This window comes from Pseudomonas sp. BN414, from assembly GCF_029871275.1.
GTDB lineage: Bacteria > Pseudomonadota > Gammaproteobacteria > Pseudomonadales > Pseudomonadaceae > Metapseudomonas > Metapseudomonas resinovorans_C.
Map to the genome: position 1 here is coordinate 150,673 of NZ_SSOL01000054.1, position 21,161 is coordinate 171,833.

Consider the following 21,161-nt stretch of genomic DNA (forward strand, 5'->3'; position numbering starts at 1 on the left):
CGTACGATGAGCAAAGAAGTACTGCTGGTTGTTGAGTCGGTATCCAATGAAAAGGGTGTACCGGCTGGCGTTATTTTCGAGGCGCTGGAGCTGGCCCTGGCCACTGCTACCAAGAAGCGTTTTGAAGACGAGGTCGACCTGCGAGTGTCGATTAATCGTCAGAGCGGTATCTACGACACTTTCCGTCGCTGGACTGTGGTCGAGGAAGACGATTTCGAGGATCCGGCGATCCAGCTGACCCTCGACCAGGCTCAGGCTCGCGATGAGCAAGCCAAGATTGGCGACATCATCGAAGAGAAGATCGACTCCATCGAGTTCGGCCGCATCGCTGCCCAGACCGCCAAGCAGGTCATCGTGCAGAAGGTGCGTGAAGCCGAGCGTGCTCAGGTAGTTGAAGCCTACCGCGAGAAGCTGGGTGACATCATTTTCGGTACCGTGAAGAAGGTCACTCGCGACAACGTGATCGTCGACCTGGGCAACAATGCCGAAGCGCTCCTGGCTCGCGAGGACATCATCGCTCGCGAAACTTTCCGCGTCGGTGCCCGTGTCCGTGCCCTGCTGAAGGAAATCCGCACCGAGAACCGCGGTCCGCAACTGATCCTGTCGCGTACTGCGCCGCAGATGCTGATCGAACTGTTCCGCATCGAAGTGCCGGAAATCGCCGAAGAGCTGATTGAAGTGATGGCTGCGTCCCGTGACCCGGGTTCGCGCGCCAAGATCGCTGTGCGCTCCAAGGACAAACGTATCGACCCGCAGGGCGCCTGCATCGGCATGCGCGGTTCCCGCGTCCAGGCCGTTTCCGGCGAACTGGGTGGCGAGCGCGTCGATATCGTCCTGTGGGACGACAACCCTGCGCAGTTCGTGATCAATGCCATGGCTCCGGCCGAAGTGGTAGCGATCATCGTCGACGAAGATGCCCACGCGATGGACATCGCCGTTGCCGAAGACAACCTGGCCCAGGCCATTGGTCGTGGTGGTCAGAACGTGCGGTTGGCCAGCCAACTGACCGGTTGGACCCTCAACGTGATGACCGAAGCGGACATCCAGGCCAAGCAGCAAGCCGAAACCGGCGACATCCTGCGCGCCTTCGTTGAAGAGCTGGAAGTGGACGAAGAGCTGGCCCAGGTCCTGGTTGAAGAAGGTTTCACCAGCCTGGAAGAAATCGCCTACGTGCCCATGGAAGAAATGCTCAGCATCGACGGCTTCGACGAGGACATCGTCAACGAGCTGCGTGCTCGTGCGAAGGACCGCCTGCTGACCAAGGCCATCGCGACCGAAGAGAAGCTGGCGGATGCCCAGCCTGCCGAAGACCTGCTTTCCCTGGAAGGCATGGACAAGGATCTGGCTGTTGAACTCGCCGTACGTGGCGTTATTAACCGCGAAGACCTAGCCGAGCAGTCGATTGATGACCTGCTCGACATCGACGGCATGGACGAAGAGCGTGCCGGCAAGCTGATCATGGCCGCCCGAGCCCACTGGTTCGAGTAAGTTTCGCGGCCTAGGAGAGAAGTGCATGACGCAAGTCACGGTGAAAGAACTGGCCCAAGTGGTCGATACACCGGTGGAGCGCCTGCTGCTGCAGATGCGCGAGGCGGGATTGCCGCACACCAGCGCCGAACAGGTTGTAACCGACAATGAGAAGCAGGCCCTGCTGGCCCATCTCAAGAGCAGCCACGGTGAGCGCCTGGAAGAGCCGCGCAAGATTACCCTGCAGCGCAAGACCACTACTACGTTGAGGGTCGCCGGTAGCAAGACCATCAACGTCGAAGTACGCAAGAAGAAAACCTACGTCAAGCGCAGCCCTGACGAGATCGAGGCTGAGCGTCAGCGCGAACTCGAAGAGCAACGCGCGGCGGAGGAAGCTGCTCGACTGAAGGCCGAGGAAGAAGCTCGTCAGCGTGCCGAAGAGGCTGCCCGTCGCGAAGCGGAAGCTCGTGCCAAGGTGGTTGTCGATAGCGCTCCCGCGGAAGTCGCTGTTGCGGCTGGCGCGCCGGCTGCTGTTGCCGCTGCACCTGTGGTCGCTGTCGCTGCCGCTGCCACTGCAGCAGCTGCTCCTGCTGCGGCTGGCGCAGCTGCGGTGAACGGCGAGCGCAAGAAGGAAGAGGTTCGTCGTCCCGAGCGTGCTCGTGATGAAGACGATCGCCGCGACCGCAAGCATGCGCAGCACCGTCCTTCCCTCAAAGAGAAGGAAAAGGCTCCGGCTCCCCGAGTCGCGCCGCGTAGCACCGAGGAAGAGAGTGATTCCTTCCGTCGCGGTGGCCGAGGCGGCAAGTCCAAGCTGAAAAAGCGTAACCAGCACGGGTTCCAGAGCCCGACAGGACCTATCGTGCGTGAAGTCAGCATCGGCGAGACCATCACCGTGGCCGAACTGGCCGCACAGATGACGGTTAAAGGCGCCGAAGTCGTCAAGTTCATGTTCAAGATGGGCACTCCGGTGACCATCAACCAGGTGCTCGATCGCGAGACTGCTCAACTGATCGCCGAAGAGTTCGGCCACAAGGTCAAGCTGGTCAACGAGAACGCCCTGGAAGACCAACTGGCTGAGTACCTGAAGTTCGAAGGCGAAGCCCTGACCCGCGCGCCGGTAGTGACCGTAATGGGCCACGTCGACCACGGTAAGACCTCCCTGCTCGACTACATTCGTCGTACCAAAGTGGCCAGCGGTGAAGCGGGTGGTATCACCCAGCACATCGGTGCCTACCACGTCGAAACCGATCGCGGCATGGTGACCTTCCTCGACACCCCTGGCCACGCGGCGTTCACCGCCATGCGTGCCCGTGGTGCCAAGGCCACCGACATCGTCATCCTGGTGGTGGCGGCCGACGACGGCGTGATGCCGCAGACCATTGAAGCCGTACAGCACGCGAAAGCGGCTGGCGTGCCTATCGTGGTCGCGGTCAACAAGATGGACAAGCCGGAAGCCAACCCGGACAACATCAAGAACGGCCTGGCCGCGCTGGATGTGATCCCGGAAGAGTGGGGCGGCGATACCCAGTTCGTACCTGTTTCGGCCAAGGCTGGTACCGGTGTCGACGAGTTGCTCGAAGCCGTGCTGCTGCAAGCCGAAGTCCTGGAACTCACCGCCACTCCGTCGGCCCCTGGCCGTGGCGTCGTGGTCGAGTCCCGCCTGGACAAGGGCCGCGGTCCGGTCGCTACCGTTCTGGTTCAGGACGGTACCCTGCGCCAGGGCGACATGGTTCTCTGCGGCGTCAACTACGGCCGCGTCCGCGCCATGCTCGACGAGAACGGCAAGCCGGTTAAAGAAGCCGGTCCGTCCATCCCTGTCGAGATCCTCGGCCTGGATGGCACTCCGGACGCCGGTGATGACCTGACCGTGGTCGCCGACGAGAAGAAAGCACGTGAAGTTGCCCTGTTCCGTCAAGGCAAGTTCCGCGAGGTCAAGCTGGCTCGCCAGCAGTCCTCCAAGCTGGAAAACATCTTCGAAAGCATGGGGCAGGACGAGAAGAAGACCCTCAACATCGTGCTCAAGTCCGATGTGCGCGGTTCTCTCGAAGCCCTGCAGGGCGCCCTGGCCGATATCGGCAACGAAGAAGTTCAGGTGCGTGTTGTGGGTGGCGGCGTAGGTGGTATCACCGAGAGCGACGCCAACCTGGCGCTGGCGTCCAACGCCGTGCTGTTCGGCTTCAACGTGCGTGCCGATGCCGGTGCGCGCAAGATCGTCGAGCAGGAAGGTCTGGACCTGCGCTACTACAACATCATCTACGACATCATCGAAGACGTTAAGAAAGCACTGTCCGGCATGCTGGGCAGCGAAGTCCGGGAGAACATCCTGGGTATCGCCGAAGTGCGTGACGTGTTCCGCTCGCCGAAGTTCGGCGCGGTCGCTGGCTGCATGGTTACCGAGGGTCTGGTACACCGCAACCGTCCGATCCGCGTACTGCGCGACGATGTGGTGATCTTCGAAGGCGAACTGGAATCCCTGCGCCGCTTCAAGGACGACGTGTCCGAGGTGCGTGCTGGCATGGAGTGCGGTATCGGCGTGAAGAGCTACAACGACGTCAAAGTCGGCGACAAGATCGAAGTCTTCGAGAAGGTCCAGGTGGCGCGCACCCTGTAAGTGTCGCGCTTGCCACAAGCCGGGAGCCAGGAGCTGGAAGCCATCGCTTTCCACTCCTGGCTTTCGGCTTTTAAGCGTTCAAGAGTGAAACGAAATGGCTAAAGACTACAGCCGTACCCAGCGCATCGGCGACCAGATGCAGCGCGAATTGGCGCTGCTGATCCAGCGTGAGATCAAAGACCCGCGCCTGGGTCTTGTAACCATCACCGCTGTCGATGTGAGCCGCGACCTATCCCACGCCAAGGTGTTCATCACCGTAATGGGCCAGGACGACAATGCCGAGAAGGTCAAACTCAACCTCGACATCCTGCAGGACGCCGCCGGTTTCCTGCGCATGCAACTGGGCAAGGCCATGAAACTGCGCAGCGTGCCGCAATTGCACTTCCACTACGACGCGAGCATCCGTCGCGGTGCGGAGCTGTCGGCGCTGATCGAGCGCGCCGTGGCGGAAGACCGCAAGCACCCGGGCAACGACGAGGAGTAATGGCGTGGCCCAGGTAAAACGTATTCGCCGCAATGTCAGCGGTGTGCTGATCCTCGACAAGCCGCACGGCATGAGTTCCAACGCCGCGCTGCAGAAGGTGCGCTGGTTGCTCAACGCCGAGAAGGCTGGTCATACCGGCAGCCTCGATCCGCTGGCGACAGGCGTGTTGCCGCTGTGCTTCGGCGAGGCGACCAAGTTCTCCCAGTACCTGCTGGATGCCGACAAGGGTTACGAAACCCTGGCGCAGCTTGGCGTAACCACCTCCACTGGTGATGCCGAAGGTGAAGTGACCGAGCGTCGCGAGGTGACCGTTGGTCGCGAGGACATCGAGGCTCTGCTGCCGCGTTTTCGTGGCGAAATCAAACAGATACCGCCGATGTACTCTGCCCTCAAGAAGGACGGGCAACCCCTCTACAAGCTGGCACGTGCTGGTGAAGTAGTGGAGCGCGAGGCGCGTTCTGTTACTATTGCGCGCCTGGAATTGCTGGCCTGTGAGAACAGCCAGGCAAGATTGGCCGTAGCTTGCAGCAAGGGTACCTACATCCGCACTCTGGTCGAGGATCTTGGCCAGGCACTCGGATGCGGCGCCCACGTGGCGGAGCTGCGCCGGACCCAGGCGGGCCCCTTCGTGCTGGCCCAGGCGATCAGCCTGGAGACTCTCGAGAAGGTCCACGCCGAAGGCGGTAACGAGGCAATCGATCAGTTCCTCCTGCCGGTCGACAGCGGACTGGAACATTGGCCGCTGATCCAGCTTACCGAACACAGCGCCTACTACTGGCTTCATGGCCAGCCGGTGCGAGCTCCGGAAGCGCCGAAGTTCGGCATGATGCGAGTTCAGGATCATACCGGTCGCTTCATCGGTATCGGTGAAGTGAGCGATGACGGGCGCGTTGCGCCGCGTCGACTGATTCGGTCGGAATGACCGATCCGAGGATGGCTGTTAATAGGCACGGTCAATCCTCCTTTTTAAACACGGGACGCACGTCCCGGCCTATTACTCTCAGAGGAAGCCCATCATGGCACTGAGCGTTGCTGAAAAAGCCCAGATCGTTAACGAGTACAAGCAAGCTGAAGGCGATACCGGTTCTCCGGAAGTGCAGGTTGCCCTGCTGACCGCCAACATCAACAAGCTGCAGGATCACTTCAAGGCCAACGGCAAAGACCACCACTCCCGTCGTGGTCTGATCCGCATGGTTAACCAGCGCCGCAAGCTGCTGGACTACCTGAAGGGTAAGGACACCTCTCGTTACAGCGCCCTGATCGGTCGTCTGGGTCTGCGTCGCTAAGCGACACAGACGAGCTGGAAGCTGGAAACCGGAAGCTGGACATCGTTCCAGCTTTCGGCTTTCCGGCTTCTGGTTTTTTAAGGGATTGAAACGGGTCCGACTCCCGCCCTCCCCCCGATTTCCCCCAAGGCAACACAGAGAAGGAAAACACCGTGAACCCGGTAATCAAGAAGTTCCAGTTCGGTCAATCGACCGTAACCCTCGAGACTGGCCGTATCGCCCGTCAAGCCTCCGGTGCCGTACTGGTCACCATGGACGAAGACGTCACCGTACTGGTGACCGTGGTCGGCGCCAAGCAAGCTGACCCGGGCAAGGGCTTCTTCCCCCTGTCCGTGCACTACCAGGAAAAAACCTACGCTGCCGGCCGTATCCCCGGTGGCTTCTTCAAGCGTGAAGGTCGTCCGTCCGAGAAAGAGACCCTGACCTCGCGCCTGATCGACCGTCCGATCCGTCCGCTCTTCCCGGAAGGCTTCCTGAACGAAGTGCAGGTCATCTGCACCGTGGTCTCCACCAACAAGAAGACCGATCCGGACATCGCCGCCATGATCGGTACCTCCGCAGCCCTGGCCATCTCCGGCATTCCGTTCGCCGGCCCGATCGGCGCCGCTCGCGTGGCCTACCACGAAGAGACCGGCTACCTGCTGAACCCCAACTACGAGCAGCTCAAGGCCTCCAGCCTGGACATGGTGGTTGCCGGTACCCAAGACGCCGTACTGATGGTTGAGTCGGAAGCCCAAGAGCTGACCGAAGACCAGATGCTGGGCGGCGTACTCTTCGCCCACCAGGAATTCCAGGCCGTGATCCAGGCCGTGAAGGAATTCGCTGCCGAAGCTGGCAAACCGACCTGGAACTGGACCGCCCCGGCCGAAAACACCGCCCTGCTCAGCGCCATCAAGGCCGAGTTCGGCGAGGCCATCTCCCAGGCCTACACCATCACCATCAAGCAGGACCGCTACAGCCGCCTGGACGAGCTGCGTGACCAGGTCATCGCCCGCTTCGTTGGCGAAGAAGCTGGCCAGTTCCCGGCGGGTGAAGTGAAAGACGCCTTCGGCCTGCTGGAATACCGCACCGTTCGCGAGAACATCGTCAACGGCAAGCCGCGTATCGACGGCCGTGACACCCGCACCGTACGTCCGCTGAAGATCGAAGTCGGCGTGCTGGACAAGACTCACGGTTCCGCCCTGTTCACCCGTGGCGAAACCCAGGCCCTGGTCGTTGCCACCCTCGGCACCGCCCGTGACGCCCAGCTGCTGGACACCCTGGAAGGCGAGCGCAAGGACGCCTTCATGCTGCACTACAACTTCCCGCCGTTCTCGGTAGGTGAGTGCGGCCGTATGGGCAGCGCCGGTCGCCGCGAAATCGGCCACGGCCGCCTGGCCCGTCGTGGCGTTTCCGCCATGCTGCCGAAAGGCGACGAGTTCCCCTACACCATCCGTGTCGTGTCCGAGATCACCGAGTCCAACGGTTCCAGCTCCATGGCTTCCGTTTGCGGTGCTTCCCTGGCGCTGATGGATGCTGGCGTGCCGATGAAGGCGCCGGTTGCCGGTATCGCCATGGGCCTGGTCAAGGAAGGTGACAAGTTCGCCGTTCTGACCGACATCCTGGGTGACGAAGACCACCTGGGCGACATGGACTTCAAGGTAGCCGGTACCGCCAAGGGCGTGACCGCGCTGCAGATGGACATCAAGATCAACGGCATCACCGAAGAGATCATGGAGATCGCTCTGGAGCAGGCTCTGGAAGCGCGTCTGAACATCCTCGGCCAGATGAACCAGATCATCGCCCAGTCCCGCAGCGAGCTGTCGGCCAACGCACCGACCATGATCGCGATGAAGATCGACACCGATAAAATTCGCGACGTCATCGGCAAGGGCGGCGCTACCATCCGTTCGATCTGCGAAGAGACCAAGGCTTCCATCGACATCGAAGACGATGGCAGCGTGAAGATCTTCGGCGAGACCAAGGAAGCTGCCGAGGCCGCGCGTCAGCGCGTTCTGGGTATCACCGCTGAAGCCGAAGTGGGCAAGGTGTACGTGGGCAAGGTCGAGCGCATCGTCGACTTCGGCGCCTTCGTCAACATCCTGCCGGGCAAAGACGGCCTGGTGCACATCTCGCAGATCAGCGACAAGCGCATCGACAAGGTCACCGACGTTCTGCAGGAAGGCCAGGAAGTCAAAGTCCTGGTTCTGGACGTCGACAACCGTGGTCGCATCAAGCTGTCGATGAAGGACGTAGAAGCCGCCGAGGCTTCGGGCGTTTGATAATCGCCGCACGATGAAAGAGAGGGCCCCTTGCGGGCCCTCTTTTTTTGCCCGGACAATGGCGAACCGCCATCGTGCCTGGAACAGTCATGGACAAGACGCTCTGCCAGTACCATCCCGCCCAACCCGCAACCTGGCACTGCGTGCCCTGCCAGCGCCATTTCGGCGATTGCTGCATTCCCCTGAATGCAGACACGCCTGACGACAGCCCCGTCTGCCCACTGTGCCGCAGCCAGCTGACCTTCCTCGGCGCTGCCAACACCGCCCAGCCCTTCTGGGAACGCCTGCCTCACTTCTTCGCGTATGGCCTGCAGACCGGCCCGCTGGCCTTCAGTGCACTGTTGGCCCTCGCAGGCTTGTTCATGCCGCGCTCGCTGATCCTCTGGATCATCCTGTTGAGCATCGCCACGAAGTATTTCCACAGCGTGATCGAGTCCAGCAGTGAAGGCGTTCGCGAAGCGCCTTCACTGGTCAGCGCTTTCGCAGGGGAAGGCTTTTCATTGTTCTTCAAGCAGATGGCGGTCTTCGCCATTGCGCTGGGGGCCTTGTGGCTGGCGGCGGATTTCAACAGCGAGACGATCTTCTGGGTGGTGAACATCGCCATCGTCCTCCTGCTGCCGGCCAGCAGCATCCGCCTGGCGCTGAGCAAGGAACTCGGTGCGGCGCTGAGCCCCGATCAGGTGGGTGAGGTGATCAAGGCCATGGGCTGGCGTTACCTGATCCTCTGCGCCTTTCTCTTCATCCTCTGGCAATCGCCCAGCTACGTGGCCTGGATGCTTTCCGGCGGTCTTCCGAAGGTGGTGCTGATGCCCATCGCCACCTTCCTCTTCGGATACTTCGGCGTGGTGATGTGCAGCATGATGGGCTATGCCGTGTTCCAGTATCAGGGGGCGCTGGGTTTTGCCATTGCCGAGGAAGGTACCCAGCAGGGCTTGCCGGAAAGCGAATGGCGCCGCCGCAAGGCACTCGTGGAAGCCGAGATTCGCCTCAAGGAAGGTCAGAGTGACGGCGCACTGGAAATACTCACCATTGCCCTGCAGCGCGACCCTGAGGATCTGCGCCTGAACGAGCGTTACCACCAGTTGCTATTCGGATTGGGAGCGCGGGAGCGCTGTCTGCGGCACCTGGAGCATTACTTGCCTTTGGTCGCCCGCCAGAATCCTGCACTGGCTGCTACGGCGCTGCTCAATGCCCGTCAGTTGCAGGCCGATTTTCTTCCAGGCGACGCAATGGTGTGCGAGCAGATCGCAGGCGCCTTGCTCGATCGCCACAAGGTTCGCGAAGCCCTGAGTCTGCTGCGCAACCTGCACCAGCGTTTTCCTGACTATCCGCACATTCCCCGTGCCTACCTCCTGGCGGCGCGCGGTTTCGCCGAAGGACTCGGGCAGGTGGAGCCGGCGCAGAAGCTGCTGGCCTACATCCGCGCACGCTATCCGGCTTCGCCTCTGCTGGACCAGGTCACCGCCCTGGAAGGCACCATTTCCCGATTGGGCGACATGGGACGCTGAGAAGGTTTCTATCGTGCAGTCTGCAAGGCCGCTCGGGAGAGAACTTGCAGACTGCATGTGGTGGCCCTTTTGCTAATGCTCCCATCTCGCTGATTTGATTGGGTTTTTGCTTTTCTCGGAAGCTGGCACAGGCCTTGCGACATTCCTGGCGACCCTGCAGCCAGGAAGCTGCTGCAGATGTTCCGAAGAAAAGAGGAGAACCCCTCATGAAACAGTCTTTCCCCAAGTGGACCTTTGCCGCTGTTACTGCTGCCGCCATCAGCCTGCCGTTCGCTACCGGCGCTTACGCAGAAACCAGCGGTCAAACCATGCTGGCAGCTAGCGACACCGTTCAGAAGGCCGAAGAGGCTGTCTCGGACACCTGGATCACCAGCAAGGTCAAATCGACATTCCTGGCTGACAAAAACCTCAGCGGCATGGACATCAAGGTCGAAACCAAAAAGGGAGTGGTCGCACTGTCCGGCATGGTCAAGACCGATGCTGAGCGTGACCTGGCCATCGAAACCGCCAAGAACATCAAAGGTGTCACTGCGGTTTCTGCCGACGGTCTGAAGTCCGCCGACTAACCCTGGCCGGGCCGCCTCTTTCCGAGCGGCCCGGCAACAGCAATAGGAGCATCTCTATGAACGCCGACATCATTAAAGGCAAATGGAAGCAGCTCAACGGCCGCATGAAGGAAAAGTGGGGCGACCTTACCGATGACGACCTGGACGTGGCTGAAGGCCATAGCGAGTACCTGGTCGGCAAGTTGCAAGAGCGCTACGGCTGGAGCAAGGAGCGTGCGGAGCAGGAAGTCCGCGATTTCAGCACTCGCGTCTGACGGCTGCTGGCAAAAGAAAAGCCCCGCAATTGCGGGGCTTTTTCTATCAGCGCGCCAGGTGCTGTTGGTACAGCGCCAGTTGGCGCGTCTGTTCGGCTTCGGGGAAGGCCCTGCGCAGGTATTGGCCGAGTTCACCCACTCCGCGCAGGTCCTGGCGCTGGCCCAGTTGCTTGGCCAGTTGCAGGGTCAGCCCGGGAAGCTGCGGTGGTACCGGATTCGCCTGGCAGAGTCGGCGCCAGGGTGCCTGGGCGTGCGTGCTGTCCCCAGACTTGATCAGGCGTTGCAGCAAGTGCAGCAGCACGGCCGGATGCTGCAGCAGGCGTTGCTGCGGATCGGCGACATCGTTGGCCAGCTTCTGCAGCAGGGGCAGGGCGGCCGCTTGTTCGGGCAGGCTGAACAGTTGCTTCAGTACCGCGGTCAGCAACGGTTTGTCCTGGCGACTCTTGGCCACGGGATAGAGCCGTTCCAGGAGCGCCAGTCGGCCGGGGTAGCGCTGCAGCAGGTCGAGGCCGCGCGGGGCGGCCTGATCGAGGGCGAAACGGCCGATGAGCTGGTCGAGGGCTGCCAGCTCGCGCTTGAACGGCGCGTCCGGATCTTCCTTGTTCAGATAGGCCTCATCCACCTTTAGGAATCCCACCTTGTGCAGCGTCCAGGTCGAGAGGAAGCCGAAGGCCAGGCCGCCGAGATGCGCGTAGTAGTTCACGTGGTCATCGGCCAGCAGCACGCCGTATAGCTCCTTGCCGAGCCATGCGGGAAATATCCACAAGGCCGGCGCCTTGAAGTAGCCGATCAGGGGGCCCAGCCAGTAGAAGAAGCGGATCCTGCGCAGGCCGTAGACGCCAATGGTCATGCCCATCAGTCCCGATACCGCCCCCGAGGCACCGATGCCGGCGACCCAGACCGGGTCCATGGCCCACCAGAGCAGGTGCGAAGCGAGTCCGCTTGCCAGGTAGAGGCCGAGGTAGACCCAGCGTCCGAGTGCCGCTTCCAGGGCGAAGCCGCAGATGAACAGGAAAATCATGTTGCCCAGCAGGTGATCGAAACTGCCATGCAGGAACATGGCGCCGAACAGCCCCTGGACACTGAACTTGTTGGGAATGAAGCCGAACCGCTGGGCGCTGATAAGGTCCCGCGCTGCTTCGGCCTTCAGCCGTGCCTGCTGCCACGCAGGGTCGGCCTGGTAGGCCGGGAGGCGGTGCAACCAGTCCTCGAATTCCAGGTCGCGGAGGATGATGGCCGCCAGGTCCTGGCGGCGCATGGCGTCGATGCTGTGGCGCTGGTCGGCGTCGAACTTCTCGCGCTCCACCAGGTGGTCGATGAACAGCGCGCGCTCGCGGTTGAGCAGGCCGCCGTTCAGGTAGATTTGCTGCGCTTCTTCGGCGCGTGCCTGATCGCCGCCCTGGTAGACGAGGTAGATCAGGGTGTTGAGCAGGATCAGCAGCAGGGTGATGACGGGCGGGCGTCGCCAGTCGAGGGGTTGATCAGCGGGAAGGATGATCATCGCGCGCCGCTCAGTTGCGCTTGCTGTCGATTTCGTTGACGAGTCTGCTCTCGCAGCGGAAGGCGCTGGCGGTGGCCTCGAAGGTCAGCGGGAGGGTGGCTGCAAGGGCGCAGGCAAAGGCTTTCATGGGGGCGGCATCCTGTCCGGTGGTAAGCGTGCGCAGAGCCTAGCATTCCGTCCGAGCGGCTGTCAGTTGCCCCGTTTGCTGTCGATATTGCGCAGTCGATTGCCCTCGAATCGGAGGAATTGGTACATGCCGTTGCGGGGTCCGTAGACCCATTCCTCGACCCGAACCTCGTTGCGCCGGTAGTACTCGTCGACCACCTCCTTGAAACCCAGGTCGGCACGGCTGATGGGTTCGCCGCACTTCTCCAGGACTTCGCCGGTGGTGTCATCAAGGCTGATGAGGTTGCTGTTGCAACGCAAGGTGGAGGAGGCATGGGCGTTGCCCAGAGCCAGCAACAGCGAGGCGAAGAGAAGGACGCGACACTTCACGGGAATGTCCGAATAGCGGGAGGTCGCTACAGCCTACACCCGGCGCCGATGGGCGTCAGCGACTGCGCCGGGTTTCAATGCGCACCAGGCGATTGCCCTCGAACGTGAGGATGCTGAGCATGCCGTTATTAGGGCCATAGACCCATTCCTCCACGTTGAACTCGCGCCGGTCATAGGAGCCGAGGGTGTAGCCGACAAGATCGCGGTGCACCGGCTCTCCGCATTTCTGCAGGACCTCGAAGGTGCGGTCGCCGAGGCTGATCAGCTTGCTGCCGCAGCGCATGGTCTCAGCCCAGGCCGGAGCGGCCAGGACGAGGGTCAGCAGGGCGAGCGGCAGCGTACGCATGGAGGGCTCCTACTCGCTGTCCAGGTGCAGCGGAGTGATCACTTCTCCGGCCTGGTTGGGGTCCACCAGGCTGACGTCGAGCAGGAAGATGCGCTCATCGCCAAGACCGCCACGGTCCACCAGGTAATCCTTGATGGTGGCAGCGCGGGCCTGGCCCAACTGGCGCAGCAGCAGATCGCTCTGTGCCCAGGACGCCAGCACCGCATCGCGCAGCTTGGTCGTGCGCTGCTCGTTGTCCAGTTCCTTCCACTCGGCCGGAGGCTGTTGTTTCAGGCGTGTGCGGTAAATGCCTTCCAGCATAGGCCCTTTCTCGTCGTCCGGAACCTCGATCTGGGCTGCCTCGGCAGGCACCTTGTCGCCCCGGCGCTGGGCGATCTTGTAGTACGTGCTCTGGTATTCCCGTTCCAGTCGCTGCTGGGCCAGCAGCGGGCCGTCGGCGGTCTTGGCGCTGGCGCCTTCCACCTCCAGGCGCAGGGCCGGTCGCTTCTTCAGTGCGTCGGCCAGGGTGTCCAGCGCCTTCTGTGCATCGGTGTCGAGCTCGCTGCTGCCCGGCGGGAAGGGAACCTGGCCAAGATCTTCGCTGCTACCCCCCACCAGGCCGGCAACGAAGTTGAAGGGCGCCTGCACGGCGCGCAGCACCAGGTTGCGCAGGGTCTGCCAGACAATGGGCGCGACGCTGAATTGCGGATCGTTGAGGTTCCCGGCCACGGGGAGCTTGATGTCGATCTTGCCTTCGGTGTCCTTCAACAGGGCAACGGCCAGGCGCACCGGCAGGTCCACGGCGTCGGGACTGGATACCTGCTCGCCGAGTTGCAACTGTTCCAGCACGAGATGGTTTTCAGCTTTCAACTGGCCCTTCTCGATCTGGTAATGCAGGTCCAGGTTCAGCCGTCCCTTGCGGATACGGTAGCCGGCGAACTTGCCGGAATAGGGCGTCAGGGTCGTCAGTTCGACACGCTTGAAGCTGGTGGCGATATCCAGGCTGTCCAGCGGATCGAAGGGATTCAGGCTGCCTTTGATGGTGACCGGCGCGTAACGATCCACCTTGCCATTGATTGCGACCTTGGCCGGCTTGGGGTTGCGGTTGTCGAGGGTGCCGATCTCGCCGTTGAGCTGCTGGATGGCGGTGGCGAAGTTCGGTGTCAGGCTGAAGTCGGCGAAGTTGGCCGAGCCGTCCTTGATCTCGATACCGCCGATGCGGATGCCCAGGGGCTTGGCGGCAGGCTCCGGTTTGGCGGAAGCGGTGGCTGGAGTGGCAGCCTCGGCAGGTTGCTTGATCACCAGGTCACTGGCGTTGGTGGTGAGGTCTTCGTTGATGATGAAGCGCGCGTAGGGCTGGCTCAGGCTCACCTTGTCGATGTTCAGGGTGTCGCCGTGCTGGTAGTTGAGGCCTTCCACCAGCAGTTGCTGCCATTTGACGAAGTCACGCTCCTTGATGGTGTCCAGGGTGTGCATCTGGTTCACCAGGGCGTGGCCGGTAACGGCCAGGGCCAGCGGTTCGGTGCTCTTGAGGTCGACGTTGAGGTCGCTGTCGAGCATGCCGCTGCGCAGTTCCAGGTGCACGAACGGGCTGAGGTAGGCCTGGGCCACCCGCAGGTCGATGTCGCGGGTCTGCACCTGCAGCTTGGCGGTCGTGGGCTTGAGCTGAATCTGGCCCACCGCCTGCAGCTTGCCCTGCTTGCCGAGGCCGGTGTCGAGGCTCAGGTTGAAGGGAGACTCGCCGCGGCTGTCGAAGTCCTTGAGGTCCAGGTTCAGTGGGCCCAGCTCCAGTTGAACCGGTTCCTTGGGTACCCGATCGGCGAGGTGCACCTTGTAGCCGCGCAGTTGGGCTTCGCGCAGCAACACCAGCCAGGGTTTGCCCGGCTCGGCCTTGTCATCGACGGGCTCCTGGGTGGTTTTTTCGTCGCTCTTGGCTGCTGGCTTGGCTTCGCTGGCGAACAGTTTCTGCCAGTCGAGCTGGCCGTCGGCTTCACGGGCTGCCCAGGTTTCCAGGTTCTGGCTGTGGATCTTGCCGATCACCACTTCCTGCTTGATCAGGTCGAGGGAGCTGTCGCTGACCTCCAGCGTCTCCAGTTTGACCAGGGCGCGATTGTCCGGCGCCTTCATGGCGAAAGGCGACACCTTGATCCAGATCTTGTCTAGGTTGAGCTGGGTGCCCTTGGACAGGTTCAGCTTGTACTCGGTGGACAGGCTGATCACGCCTTGCTCCAGCACCAGGGGCACGGCATCGCGCACATAGGGCCAGAAGGCGTTCATCTTGCCTTCCGTGAGCTTCAGCTGGCCGCTGGAACTGAACGGCACCAGGCTGATCTGGCCTTCCCAGTCGATTCGTCCGCCATAGGGGCCGGTGGCGACCAGGGACATCTCGGAGCTGTCATCGGGCAGCGTACTGAGATTGCGCAGTTCCAGGTTCAGCGAGTCGTAGACGAACTCGATGGGCTCGCTCGGGCGCAGATCCTGGAAGTGCAAACCACCCTCGTTCAACTTGATGCGGTCGATGCGCAGGGGAAAGGGATCGCCAGCCGGTTCTTCCGACTTGGACTCGCTGGGCGGCAGCTTGAACAGCTGGGCCAGGTTGAGCTTGCCGTCCTTGGCGAACAGCACCTCGGTGGTGGACTTCTCCAGCTCCACATCCGCGAGGTGCAGGGCGCCGGACCAGAGGCTGTCCATTTCCAGATTGGCATAGAGTCGTTCGAAGCCGACCTGCTCGGCCTTGTCTTCGCCGATATGCAGCCCCCAGAGGGTCAGTTCCAGGCTGAAGGGGTTGAGCTGGATGCGCTCCAGCCGTGCGGGAACCGTGGCGTGCTGGGCCAATTGCTGGTTGGCCACCCGCAGGGCGATCCCCGGGATGATCAGAAAGCCAAGCAGGCTGTAGAGGGCTACGACGATCAGCAGGGCGCAAACGGCCCGTTTCAATCCTTTGTACATGAGGCGTCAACTATCCCGGCGAAGAATGCGTTGGATTATGGCACGGCCTCAGGGTTCCGCCTGACGGCTGGCTCTCGTTACCGAACGGCTTTCAGAGCTGCAGGATCAGGGTCTTGAGCGGTGGACGCGCATCCTGGGACGGGAAGTCGGGGGCCGGTGCCAACGATTGGCAGTCACGGGCTGGACGGCCCAGTTTGCTGGCGCAACGCAGCACCAGTTCGCGCCAATCGTCCATGGCCACCTTGGCCAGGTTGTTGTTGCAGATCAGCACGCCGCCTTCCGCGGTCGCCAGCAGGGCCGGCTTGAGCAGGCTCTGGTAATCGCGCAGCAGGTCCACGGTGCCGAAGGCGCTCTTGGCCCAGGCCGGCGGGTCGAGGAACACCAGGTCGAACTGCCGTTGCTCCAGGCGCGGGTAGCTGGGCAGTTTCTGCCCGTGGCGGCGGGCGATGGGCTGGCCGGCCAGTTGGCGGATCGCCGGGAAGTAATCGGATTGCACGAAGTGCATGGGGGCCAGGTCCGGGTTGAGGGCGCCGTTCTCACGGCCGACCGCGAGATTGCCCTCGGCGAAGTCCAGGTTCCACACCTCGCGCGCACCACCGCCGGCAGCGCAGACGCCCACGCCGCAGGTGTAGGCGAACAGGTTGAGTACGGACTTGCCGGCGCTGTGGTCCTTGACCCAGCCACGGGCATTGCGCAGATCGAGGAATAGCAGCGGGTCCTGCCCCGCGTGTCGGCCACGTACCCGGTAGTTCAGGCCCCACTCGCGACCCACGAGGTCTTCCAGGGCGGCCGGTTCTGCCTGATAGATGGGATCGCGACGATCGATCCGCGAATTGCCCTGGGAACGGTCGTTGTAGACCAGCAGCAGTTTCTCGCCGAGGAATTCGTCCACCGCAGCGGCCAGGTCCAGGAGTGGGCCGCGTTCCAGTGTCTGGTGGAAGCTTTGCACCATCAGTTGGGGACCGTAGCGGTCGACGGTCAGGCCTGGCGCCCCTTCCTGGCTGCCGTGGAACAGCCGATAGCAGTCGGTGCCTTGGGCATGGAGTTCAGCCAGCAGCGGCTGACGGGCATCGAGTGCGGCGCGCAGCGCCTGGATGAGAGCGGAGGACATGCGCGGCGTCTCGCAAAAAGGGGCGCGCAGTTTATCAAAGCGGCTTTGCCGTAGGTTGGCGCAGAGCGAAGCGAAGCCCAACAAGGGGCCTGAATCGGCGGCATCGCGTTGGGCTTCGTTGGGCTCAGCCCAACCTACAGAACCGCTTAGCGCTCGATGGCCAGGGCCACGCCTTGACCGCCGCCGATGCAGAGGGTCGCCAAACCCTTCTTGGCGTCGCGCTTGATCATTTCATGCAACAGGGTCACCAGCACGCGGCAGCCGGAGGCACCGATGGGGTGGCCGAGGGCGATAGCGCCGCCATTGACGTTGACCTTGGCGGCGTCCCAGCCCAGTTCCTTGCCGACCGACAGGGACTGCGCGGCGAAGGCCTCGTTGGCTTCGATCAGGTCCAGATCGCCCAGGCTCCAGCCGGCTTTTTCCAGGCAACGGCGAGTAGCGGACACCGGGCCGATGCCCATGATCGCAGGATCGACGCCGGCGTTGGCATAACCGGCGATGCGGGCCAGCACCGGCAGGCCCAGTGCCTTGGCCTTCTCCGCGCTCATCAGCAGCACGGCGGCAGCGCCGTCGTTGAGCGTGGATGCGTTGCCGGCGGTGACGCTGCCGTCCTTCTTGAAGGCCGGCTTGAGTTTGGCCAGGGCTTCGGCGGTCGTGCCGGCGCGCGGCTGCTCGTCGGTGGCGAAGGCGACCGGATCGCCTTTCTTCTGCGGAATCAGGATGGGGGTGATCTCATCCGTGAAACGCCCGGACTCGATAGCGGCCACGGCCTTCTGCTGAGAGGCGGCGGCAAAGGCGTCCTGCTGCTCGCGGTTCAGGCCGTACTTCTCCACCAGGTTCTCGGCAGTAATGCCCATGTGGTAGTCGTTGAAGGCATCCCACAGGCCATCCTGGATCATGCTGTCCACCAGCTTGGCGTGGCCCATGCGCAGGCCGGTGCGAGCACCCGGCATGACGTAGGGCGCCAGGCTCATGTTCTCCTGGCCACCGGCGATGATCACCTCGGCGTCGCCGCAGCGGATGGCCTGGGCTGCCAGGTGCAGGGCCTTGAGACCGGAGCCGCAGACCTTGTTCAGGGTCATGGCGGGAACCGCATGGGGCAGACCGGCCAGGATGGCAGCCTGGCGCGCCGGGTTCTGGCCGCTGCCGGCGGTGAGCACCTGGCCCAGGATCACTTCGTCGACCTGCTCCCCCTTGAGGCCGGTTTGCGCCAGCAGCTGGCGGATGACGGCGGCGCCCAGCTCCGGGGCGGGGATGTTCGCCAGGGAACCCTGGAAGCTGCCGATGGCGGTGCGGGTGGCGGCAACTATTACGACGTCTTGCATGGATCTGTCCTCGCGGCGGTGAATGGGGTCAGGCAATGACCGGGCAAGCAGCGATCGTGGCACACGCAATTTGACCGGACCACACTCTCAACGGGGGGGCAGCCCCATGCGTCGGCGCGCACGATGGACTGCGCCATTGCGCATGGCCCAGCGCAGCAGCGGCGCCACCCGCCAGACCAGGTCCCGTACCACACGGCGCTGCCAGGGGCGCTGGTGCAGGTCGAGCATGGCGCTGGCCCAGTCCGGCATCAGGTCGATGCCAGCCTGCATCATCAGTACGCCGAAGGGCTTGGCCACTGCGCTGGGTGCCGGGGCACCGAGGAGCACACGCACCACTTCCCGGCTGCGTTCGTCGCAGACAAGGTGCGGGCGCATCGCCTCCAGGTAGTCCGCCACTTGCTGGCGGGACTTCGGTACGTCCCGCGCACCGAGCCGTTCGGCGACGAGGGCGATCTCGGCGTAGTAACGGTCCTGTTCTTCCCCGGAAAGGTGCGGGTTGAGGTAGCGAAGATGGGCCTTGAGGAAGCAACTCACTTCGGCCACATGGACCCAGGTCAGCAGATCCGGGTCGCTGGCGGCATAGGGGCGTCCGTCCGGCGCGATGCCCACCACCTGTGAATGGATGGTGCGGACCTTGTCGATCAGCCAGTCGGCATCCTTGCGGGTGCCATAGCTGGTGCCGGAGATGAACTGGCCGGTGCGGCGCAGGCGGCCGAGCATATCCGCGCGGAAATTGGAGTGGTCCCAGACGCCGGAAAGCGCCAGGGGATGCAGCATCTGCAAGAGCAAGGCGCTGATGCCGCCGATCATCATCGAGGTGAAATCGCCGTGAACCTTCCAGGTCACCGAGTCTGGGCCGAACAGGCCGGGGTCGCCCTTGGGGTTTTCGAAATCGAGATGGCCAAGGGCGAGACCGGTAAGGCCGATGATTTGGCTTTCAATACGGCGACGAATGAATTCCATGCAGCGAGTGCTTCCGGGCGAAGGCGCCAGTCTCCAGGGAGACTGGCGCCTTGAGGGGGCTTACTGGTTGAGGCGCTTGTCGATCAGGTTCTGCACCACTGACGGGTCGGCCAGGGTGGAAGTATCGCCGAGGTTATCCAACTCGTTGCAGGCGATCTTGCGCAGGATGCGCCGCATGATCTTGCCCGAACGGGTCTTGGGCAGGCCCGGCGCCCACTGGATCAGCTCGGGCTTGGCGAAGCTGCCGATCTCCTTGCTGACCAGCGCCAGCAGCTCCTTCTTGAGTTCCTCGGTCGGTTCCAGGCCCTTCATCGGGGTGACGAAGGCGTAGATGCCCTGGCCCTTGAGGTCGTGCGGGTAACCCACCACGGCGGCCTCGGCCACGGCGTCATGTAGAACCAGGGCACTTTCCACTTCGGCGGTGCCGATGCGGTGGCCGGAAACGTTGATCACGTCATCGACGCGGCCGGTGATCCAGTAGTAGCCGTCTTCATCGCGACGGGCGCCGTCGCCCGTGAAGTAGTAGCCGGGATAGGCGGCGAAGTAGGTGTCGATCATCCGCTTGTGGTCGCCATAGACGCTGCGGATCTGACTGGGCCAACTGGCCTTGATCGCCAGGACGCCCGCGCCGGCACCGTCGATTTCCTTGCCCTTCTCATCCAGCAGCACCGGCTGCACGCCGAAGAAGGGGCGGGTGGCCGAGCCGGGTTTCAGCGCGGTAGCGCCGGGCAGCGGGGTGATGAGGATGCTGCCGGTTTCGGTCTGCCACCAGGTGTCGACGATGGGGCAGCGGCAATCGCCTACCACGTGGTAGTACCACTCCCAGGCTTCCGGGTTGATCGGTTCGCCGACGCTGCCGAGCAGGCGCAGGCTGGCGCGGGAGGTCTTCTTCACCGGTTCCTCGCCTTCGCGCATGAGGGCGCGGAGGGCGGTGGGGGCGGTATAGAAGATGTTCACCTGGTGCTTGTCGATCACCTGCCAGAAGCGCGAAGCGTCCGGGTAATTGGGGACGCCTTCGAACATCAGGGTGGTGGCGGCGTTCGCCAACGGGCCATAGACGATGTAGCTGTGGCCGGTGACCCAGCCCACGTCCGCGGTGCACCAGTAGATGTCGCCGTCGTGATAGTCGAACACGTACTTGTGGGTCATCGCTGCGCCCAGCAGGTAACCGCCGGTGGTATGCAGCACGCCTTTGGGTTTGCCGGTGGAGCCGGAGGTGTAGAGGATGAACAGCGGGTCCTCGGCATCCATCCATTCGGGTGGGCAGTCCTCGCTGACGACGTGCAGGGCCTCGTGGTACCAGAGGTCGCGCCCGTCCTGCCAGTCGATCTTGCCTTCGGTACGCTGCACCACCAGCACCGAGGATACGTTCGGGCAGTCTTTCAGGGCCTTGTCGACGTTCTGCTTCAGCGGGACGTACTTGCCGCCGCGCACGCCTTCGTCTGCAGTGATCACGGTGCGGCAATCGGCGTCGAGGATGCGGTCGCGCAGGGCATCCGGGGAGAAGCCGCCGAATACCACCGAATGCACGGCGCCAATGCGCGCGCATGCCAGCATGGCGTAGGCCGCCTCCGGGATCATCGGCATGTAGATGCAGACCCGGTCGCCTTTCTTCACGCCACGGCTCTTCAGCACGTTGGCCAGGCGGGCCACGTGGCTGTGCAGCTTGCGATAGGTGATCTGCGCGGATTCGCTGGGGTTGTCGCCTTCCCAGATGATGGCGATCTGCTCGCCGCGCTGTTCCAGGTGGCGGTCGATGCAGTTGTAGGCGACGTTCAGCTTGCCGCCCTTGAACCACTCGGCCTCGCCTTTCGCGAGGTCACTGTGGTGCAGCTGGTCCCAGGGTTTGAACCAGGTGAGGAAGCTGGTCGCCTGCTCGCTCCAGAACAGCTCGGGCTGTTCCACGGACTGCTGGTAAAGGCGCAGGTAGGCATCGTTGTCGATAAGGGCGTGCTTGCGCACGGCGTCCGGCACGGGGTGAAGGCTGATCTCGTACATGGCGGGTCCTTGTTGTTGTAAAGCCGAGATGGCGACAAGGGTGCATCCAAGCCGTCG

General features: G+C 62.9%; 17 protein-coding genes. 9 read left to right on the forward strand and 8 right to left on the reverse strand.

Features of this window, described 5'->3' with window-relative positions; translation table 11 throughout:
- The first annotated feature begins 6 nt into the window (after positions 1-6).
- The 9 genes from nusA (at position 7) to E8E95_RS11265 (ending at position 10,437) form a co-directional block, all read left to right on the forward strand.
- Complete coding sequence (nusA, locus tag E8E95_RS11225) at positions 7-1,488, forward strand: transcription termination factor NusA (RefSeq protein WP_280350016.1); 1,482 nt, start codon at positions 7-9, stop codon at positions 1,486-1,488.
- Between the two features lie 25 nt (positions 1,489-1,513).
- Positions 1,514-4,078 carry a translation initiation factor IF-2 gene (infB, locus tag E8E95_RS11230; RefSeq protein WP_280350018.1) on the forward strand — a complete coding sequence of 855 codons (2,565 nt, stop codon included), beginning with the start codon at positions 1,514-1,516 and terminating at the stop codon, positions 4,076-4,078.
- A gap of 94 nt (positions 4,079-4,172) precedes the next feature.
- On the forward strand, positions 4,173-4,562 hold the full coding sequence (gene rbfA / locus E8E95_RS11235) for a 30S ribosome-binding factor RbfA (RefSeq protein ID WP_280350020.1): 390 nt from the start codon (positions 4,173-4,175) through the stop codon (positions 4,560-4,562).
- Between the two features lie 4 nt (positions 4,563-4,566).
- On the forward strand, positions 4,567-5,484 hold the full coding sequence (gene truB / locus E8E95_RS11240; RefSeq protein ID WP_280350022.1) for a tRNA pseudouridine(55) synthase TruB: 918 nt from the start codon (positions 4,567-4,569) through the stop codon (positions 5,482-5,484).
- Positions 5,485-5,578: 94 nt separating this feature from the next.
- Complete coding sequence (gene rpsO / locus E8E95_RS11245; RefSeq protein WP_044874075.1) at positions 5,579-5,848, forward strand: 30S ribosomal protein S15; 270 nt, start codon at positions 5,579-5,581, stop codon at positions 5,846-5,848.
- 152 nt (positions 5,849-6,000) lie between these two features.
- A complete protein-coding gene (gene pnp / locus E8E95_RS11250; RefSeq protein ID WP_179057716.1) occupies positions 6,001-8,109 on the forward strand; it encodes a polyribonucleotide nucleotidyltransferase in 2,109 nt (702 codons plus the stop codon).
- Between the two features lie 89 nt (positions 8,110-8,198).
- Complete coding sequence (locus E8E95_RS11255) at positions 8,199-9,617, forward strand: hypothetical protein (RefSeq protein WP_280350025.1); 1,419 nt, start codon at positions 8,199-8,201, stop codon at positions 9,615-9,617.
- Positions 9,618-9,823: 206 nt separating this feature from the next.
- Entirely contained in the window at positions 9,824-10,183 is a 360-nt protein-coding gene (locus E8E95_RS11260; RefSeq protein ID WP_280350027.1) for a BON domain-containing protein, read from the forward strand.
- A gap of 56 nt (positions 10,184-10,239) precedes the next feature.
- Complete coding sequence (locus tag E8E95_RS11265; protein ID WP_280350029.1) at positions 10,240-10,437, forward strand: CsbD family protein; 198 nt, start codon at positions 10,240-10,242, stop codon at positions 10,435-10,437.
- 46 nt (positions 10,438-10,483) lie between these two features.
- On the opposite strand, the gene E8E95_RS11270 is transcribed toward E8E95_RS11265, so the two are convergent.
- The 8 genes from E8E95_RS11270 to acs all read right to left on the reverse strand — a co-directional run bounded on the left by E8E95_RS11270 (position 10,484) and on the right by acs (position 21,104).
- On the reverse strand, positions 10,484-11,938 hold the full coding sequence (locus E8E95_RS11270) for a rhomboid family intramembrane serine protease (protein ID WP_280350031.1): 1,455 nt from the start codon (positions 11,936-11,938) through the stop codon (positions 10,484-10,486).
- Positions 11,939-12,127: 189 nt separating this feature from the next.
- Positions 12,128-12,433: a DUF2845 domain-containing protein gene (locus E8E95_RS11275; protein WP_179057712.1), complete on the reverse strand. Its 306-nt coding sequence runs from the start codon at positions 12,431-12,433 to the stop codon at positions 12,128-12,130.
- A 55-nt stretch (positions 12,434-12,488) separates the two neighbouring features.
- Positions 12,489-12,779 carry a DUF2845 domain-containing protein gene (locus E8E95_RS11280; RefSeq protein WP_280350034.1) on the reverse strand — a complete coding sequence of 97 codons (291 nt, stop codon included), beginning with the start codon at positions 12,777-12,779 and terminating at the stop codon, positions 12,489-12,491.
- A gap of 9 nt (positions 12,780-12,788) precedes the next feature.
- Positions 12,789-15,707, reverse strand: a complete 2,919-nt coding sequence (locus tag E8E95_RS11285) for a DUF748 domain-containing protein (RefSeq protein ID WP_280350036.1) — start codon at positions 15,705-15,707, stop codon at positions 12,789-12,791.
- Positions 15,708-15,798: 91 nt separating this feature from the next.
- Positions 15,799-16,818, reverse strand: coding sequence for a class I SAM-dependent methyltransferase (locus E8E95_RS11290; RefSeq protein ID WP_280350038.1), 1,020 nt, complete (start codon positions 16,816-16,818; stop codon positions 15,799-15,801).
- 146 nt (positions 16,819-16,964) lie between these two features.
- The gene (locus tag E8E95_RS11295) at positions 16,965-18,143 is read right to left on the reverse strand and encodes an acetyl-CoA C-acetyltransferase (RefSeq protein WP_280350040.1); all 1,179 of its coding nucleotides are present in this window, start codon (positions 18,141-18,143) and stop codon (positions 16,965-16,967) included.
- Positions 18,144-18,230: 87 nt separating this feature from the next.
- The gene (locus tag E8E95_RS11300; RefSeq protein WP_280350043.1) at positions 18,231-19,106 is read right to left on the reverse strand and encodes an oxygenase MpaB family protein; all 876 of its coding nucleotides are present in this window, start codon (positions 19,104-19,106) and stop codon (positions 18,231-18,233) included.
- Positions 19,107-19,166: 60 nt separating this feature from the next.
- On the reverse strand, positions 19,167-21,104 hold the full coding sequence (gene acs, locus E8E95_RS11305; RefSeq protein WP_280350045.1) for an acetate--CoA ligase: 1,938 nt from the start codon (positions 21,102-21,104) through the stop codon (positions 19,167-19,169).
- Positions 21,105-21,161: the final 57 nt, after the last annotated feature.

Bases quoted from the DNA above. Each gene is read 5' to 3' on its own strand.
- E8E95_RS11265 (WP_280350029.1), top strand. From the start codon at position 10,240: ATGAACGCCGACATCATTAAAGGCAAATGGAAGCAGCTCAACGGCCGC.
- E8E95_RS11285 (WP_280350036.1), bottom strand. From the start codon at position 15,707: ATGTACAAAGGATTGAAACGGGCCGTTTGCGCCCTGCTGATCGTCGTA.
- acs (WP_280350045.1), bottom strand. From the start codon at position 21,104: ATGTACGAGATCAGCCTTCACCCCGTGCCGGACGCCGTGCGCAAGCAC.
- E8E95_RS11295 (WP_280350040.1), bottom strand. From the start codon at position 18,143: ATGCAAGACGTCGTAATAGTTGCCGCCACCCGCACCGCCATCGGCAGC.
- rpsO (WP_044874075.1), top strand. From the start codon at position 5,579: ATGGCACTGAGCGTTGCTGAAAAAGCCCAGATCGTTAACGAGTACAAG.
- infB (WP_280350018.1), top strand. From the start codon at position 1,514: ATGACGCAAGTCACGGTGAAAGAACTGGCCCAAGTGGTCGATACACCG.
- E8E95_RS11260 (WP_280350027.1), top strand. From the start codon at position 9,824: ATGAAACAGTCTTTCCCCAAGTGGACCTTTGCCGCTGTTACTGCTGCC.
- nusA (WP_280350016.1), top strand. From the start codon at position 7: ATGAGCAAAGAAGTACTGCTGGTTGTTGAGTCGGTATCCAATGAAAAG.
- rbfA (WP_280350020.1), top strand. From the start codon at position 4,173: ATGGCTAAAGACTACAGCCGTACCCAGCGCATCGGCGACCAGATGCAG.
- E8E95_RS11290 (WP_280350038.1), bottom strand. From the start codon at position 16,818: ATGTCCTCCGCTCTCATCCAGGCGCTGCGCGCCGCACTCGATGCCCGT.
- E8E95_RS11280 (WP_280350034.1), bottom strand. From the start codon at position 12,779: ATGCGTACGCTGCCGCTCGCCCTGCTGACCCTCGTCCTGGCCGCTCCG.
- E8E95_RS11270 (WP_280350031.1), bottom strand. From the start codon at position 11,938: ATGATCATCCTTCCCGCTGATCAACCCCTCGACTGGCGACGCCCGCCC.
- E8E95_RS11300 (WP_280350043.1), bottom strand. From the start codon at position 19,106: ATGGAATTCATTCGTCGCCGTATTGAAAGCCAAATCATCGGCCTTACC.
- E8E95_RS11255 (WP_280350025.1), top strand. From the start codon at position 8,199: ATGGACAAGACGCTCTGCCAGTACCATCCCGCCCAACCCGCAACCTGG.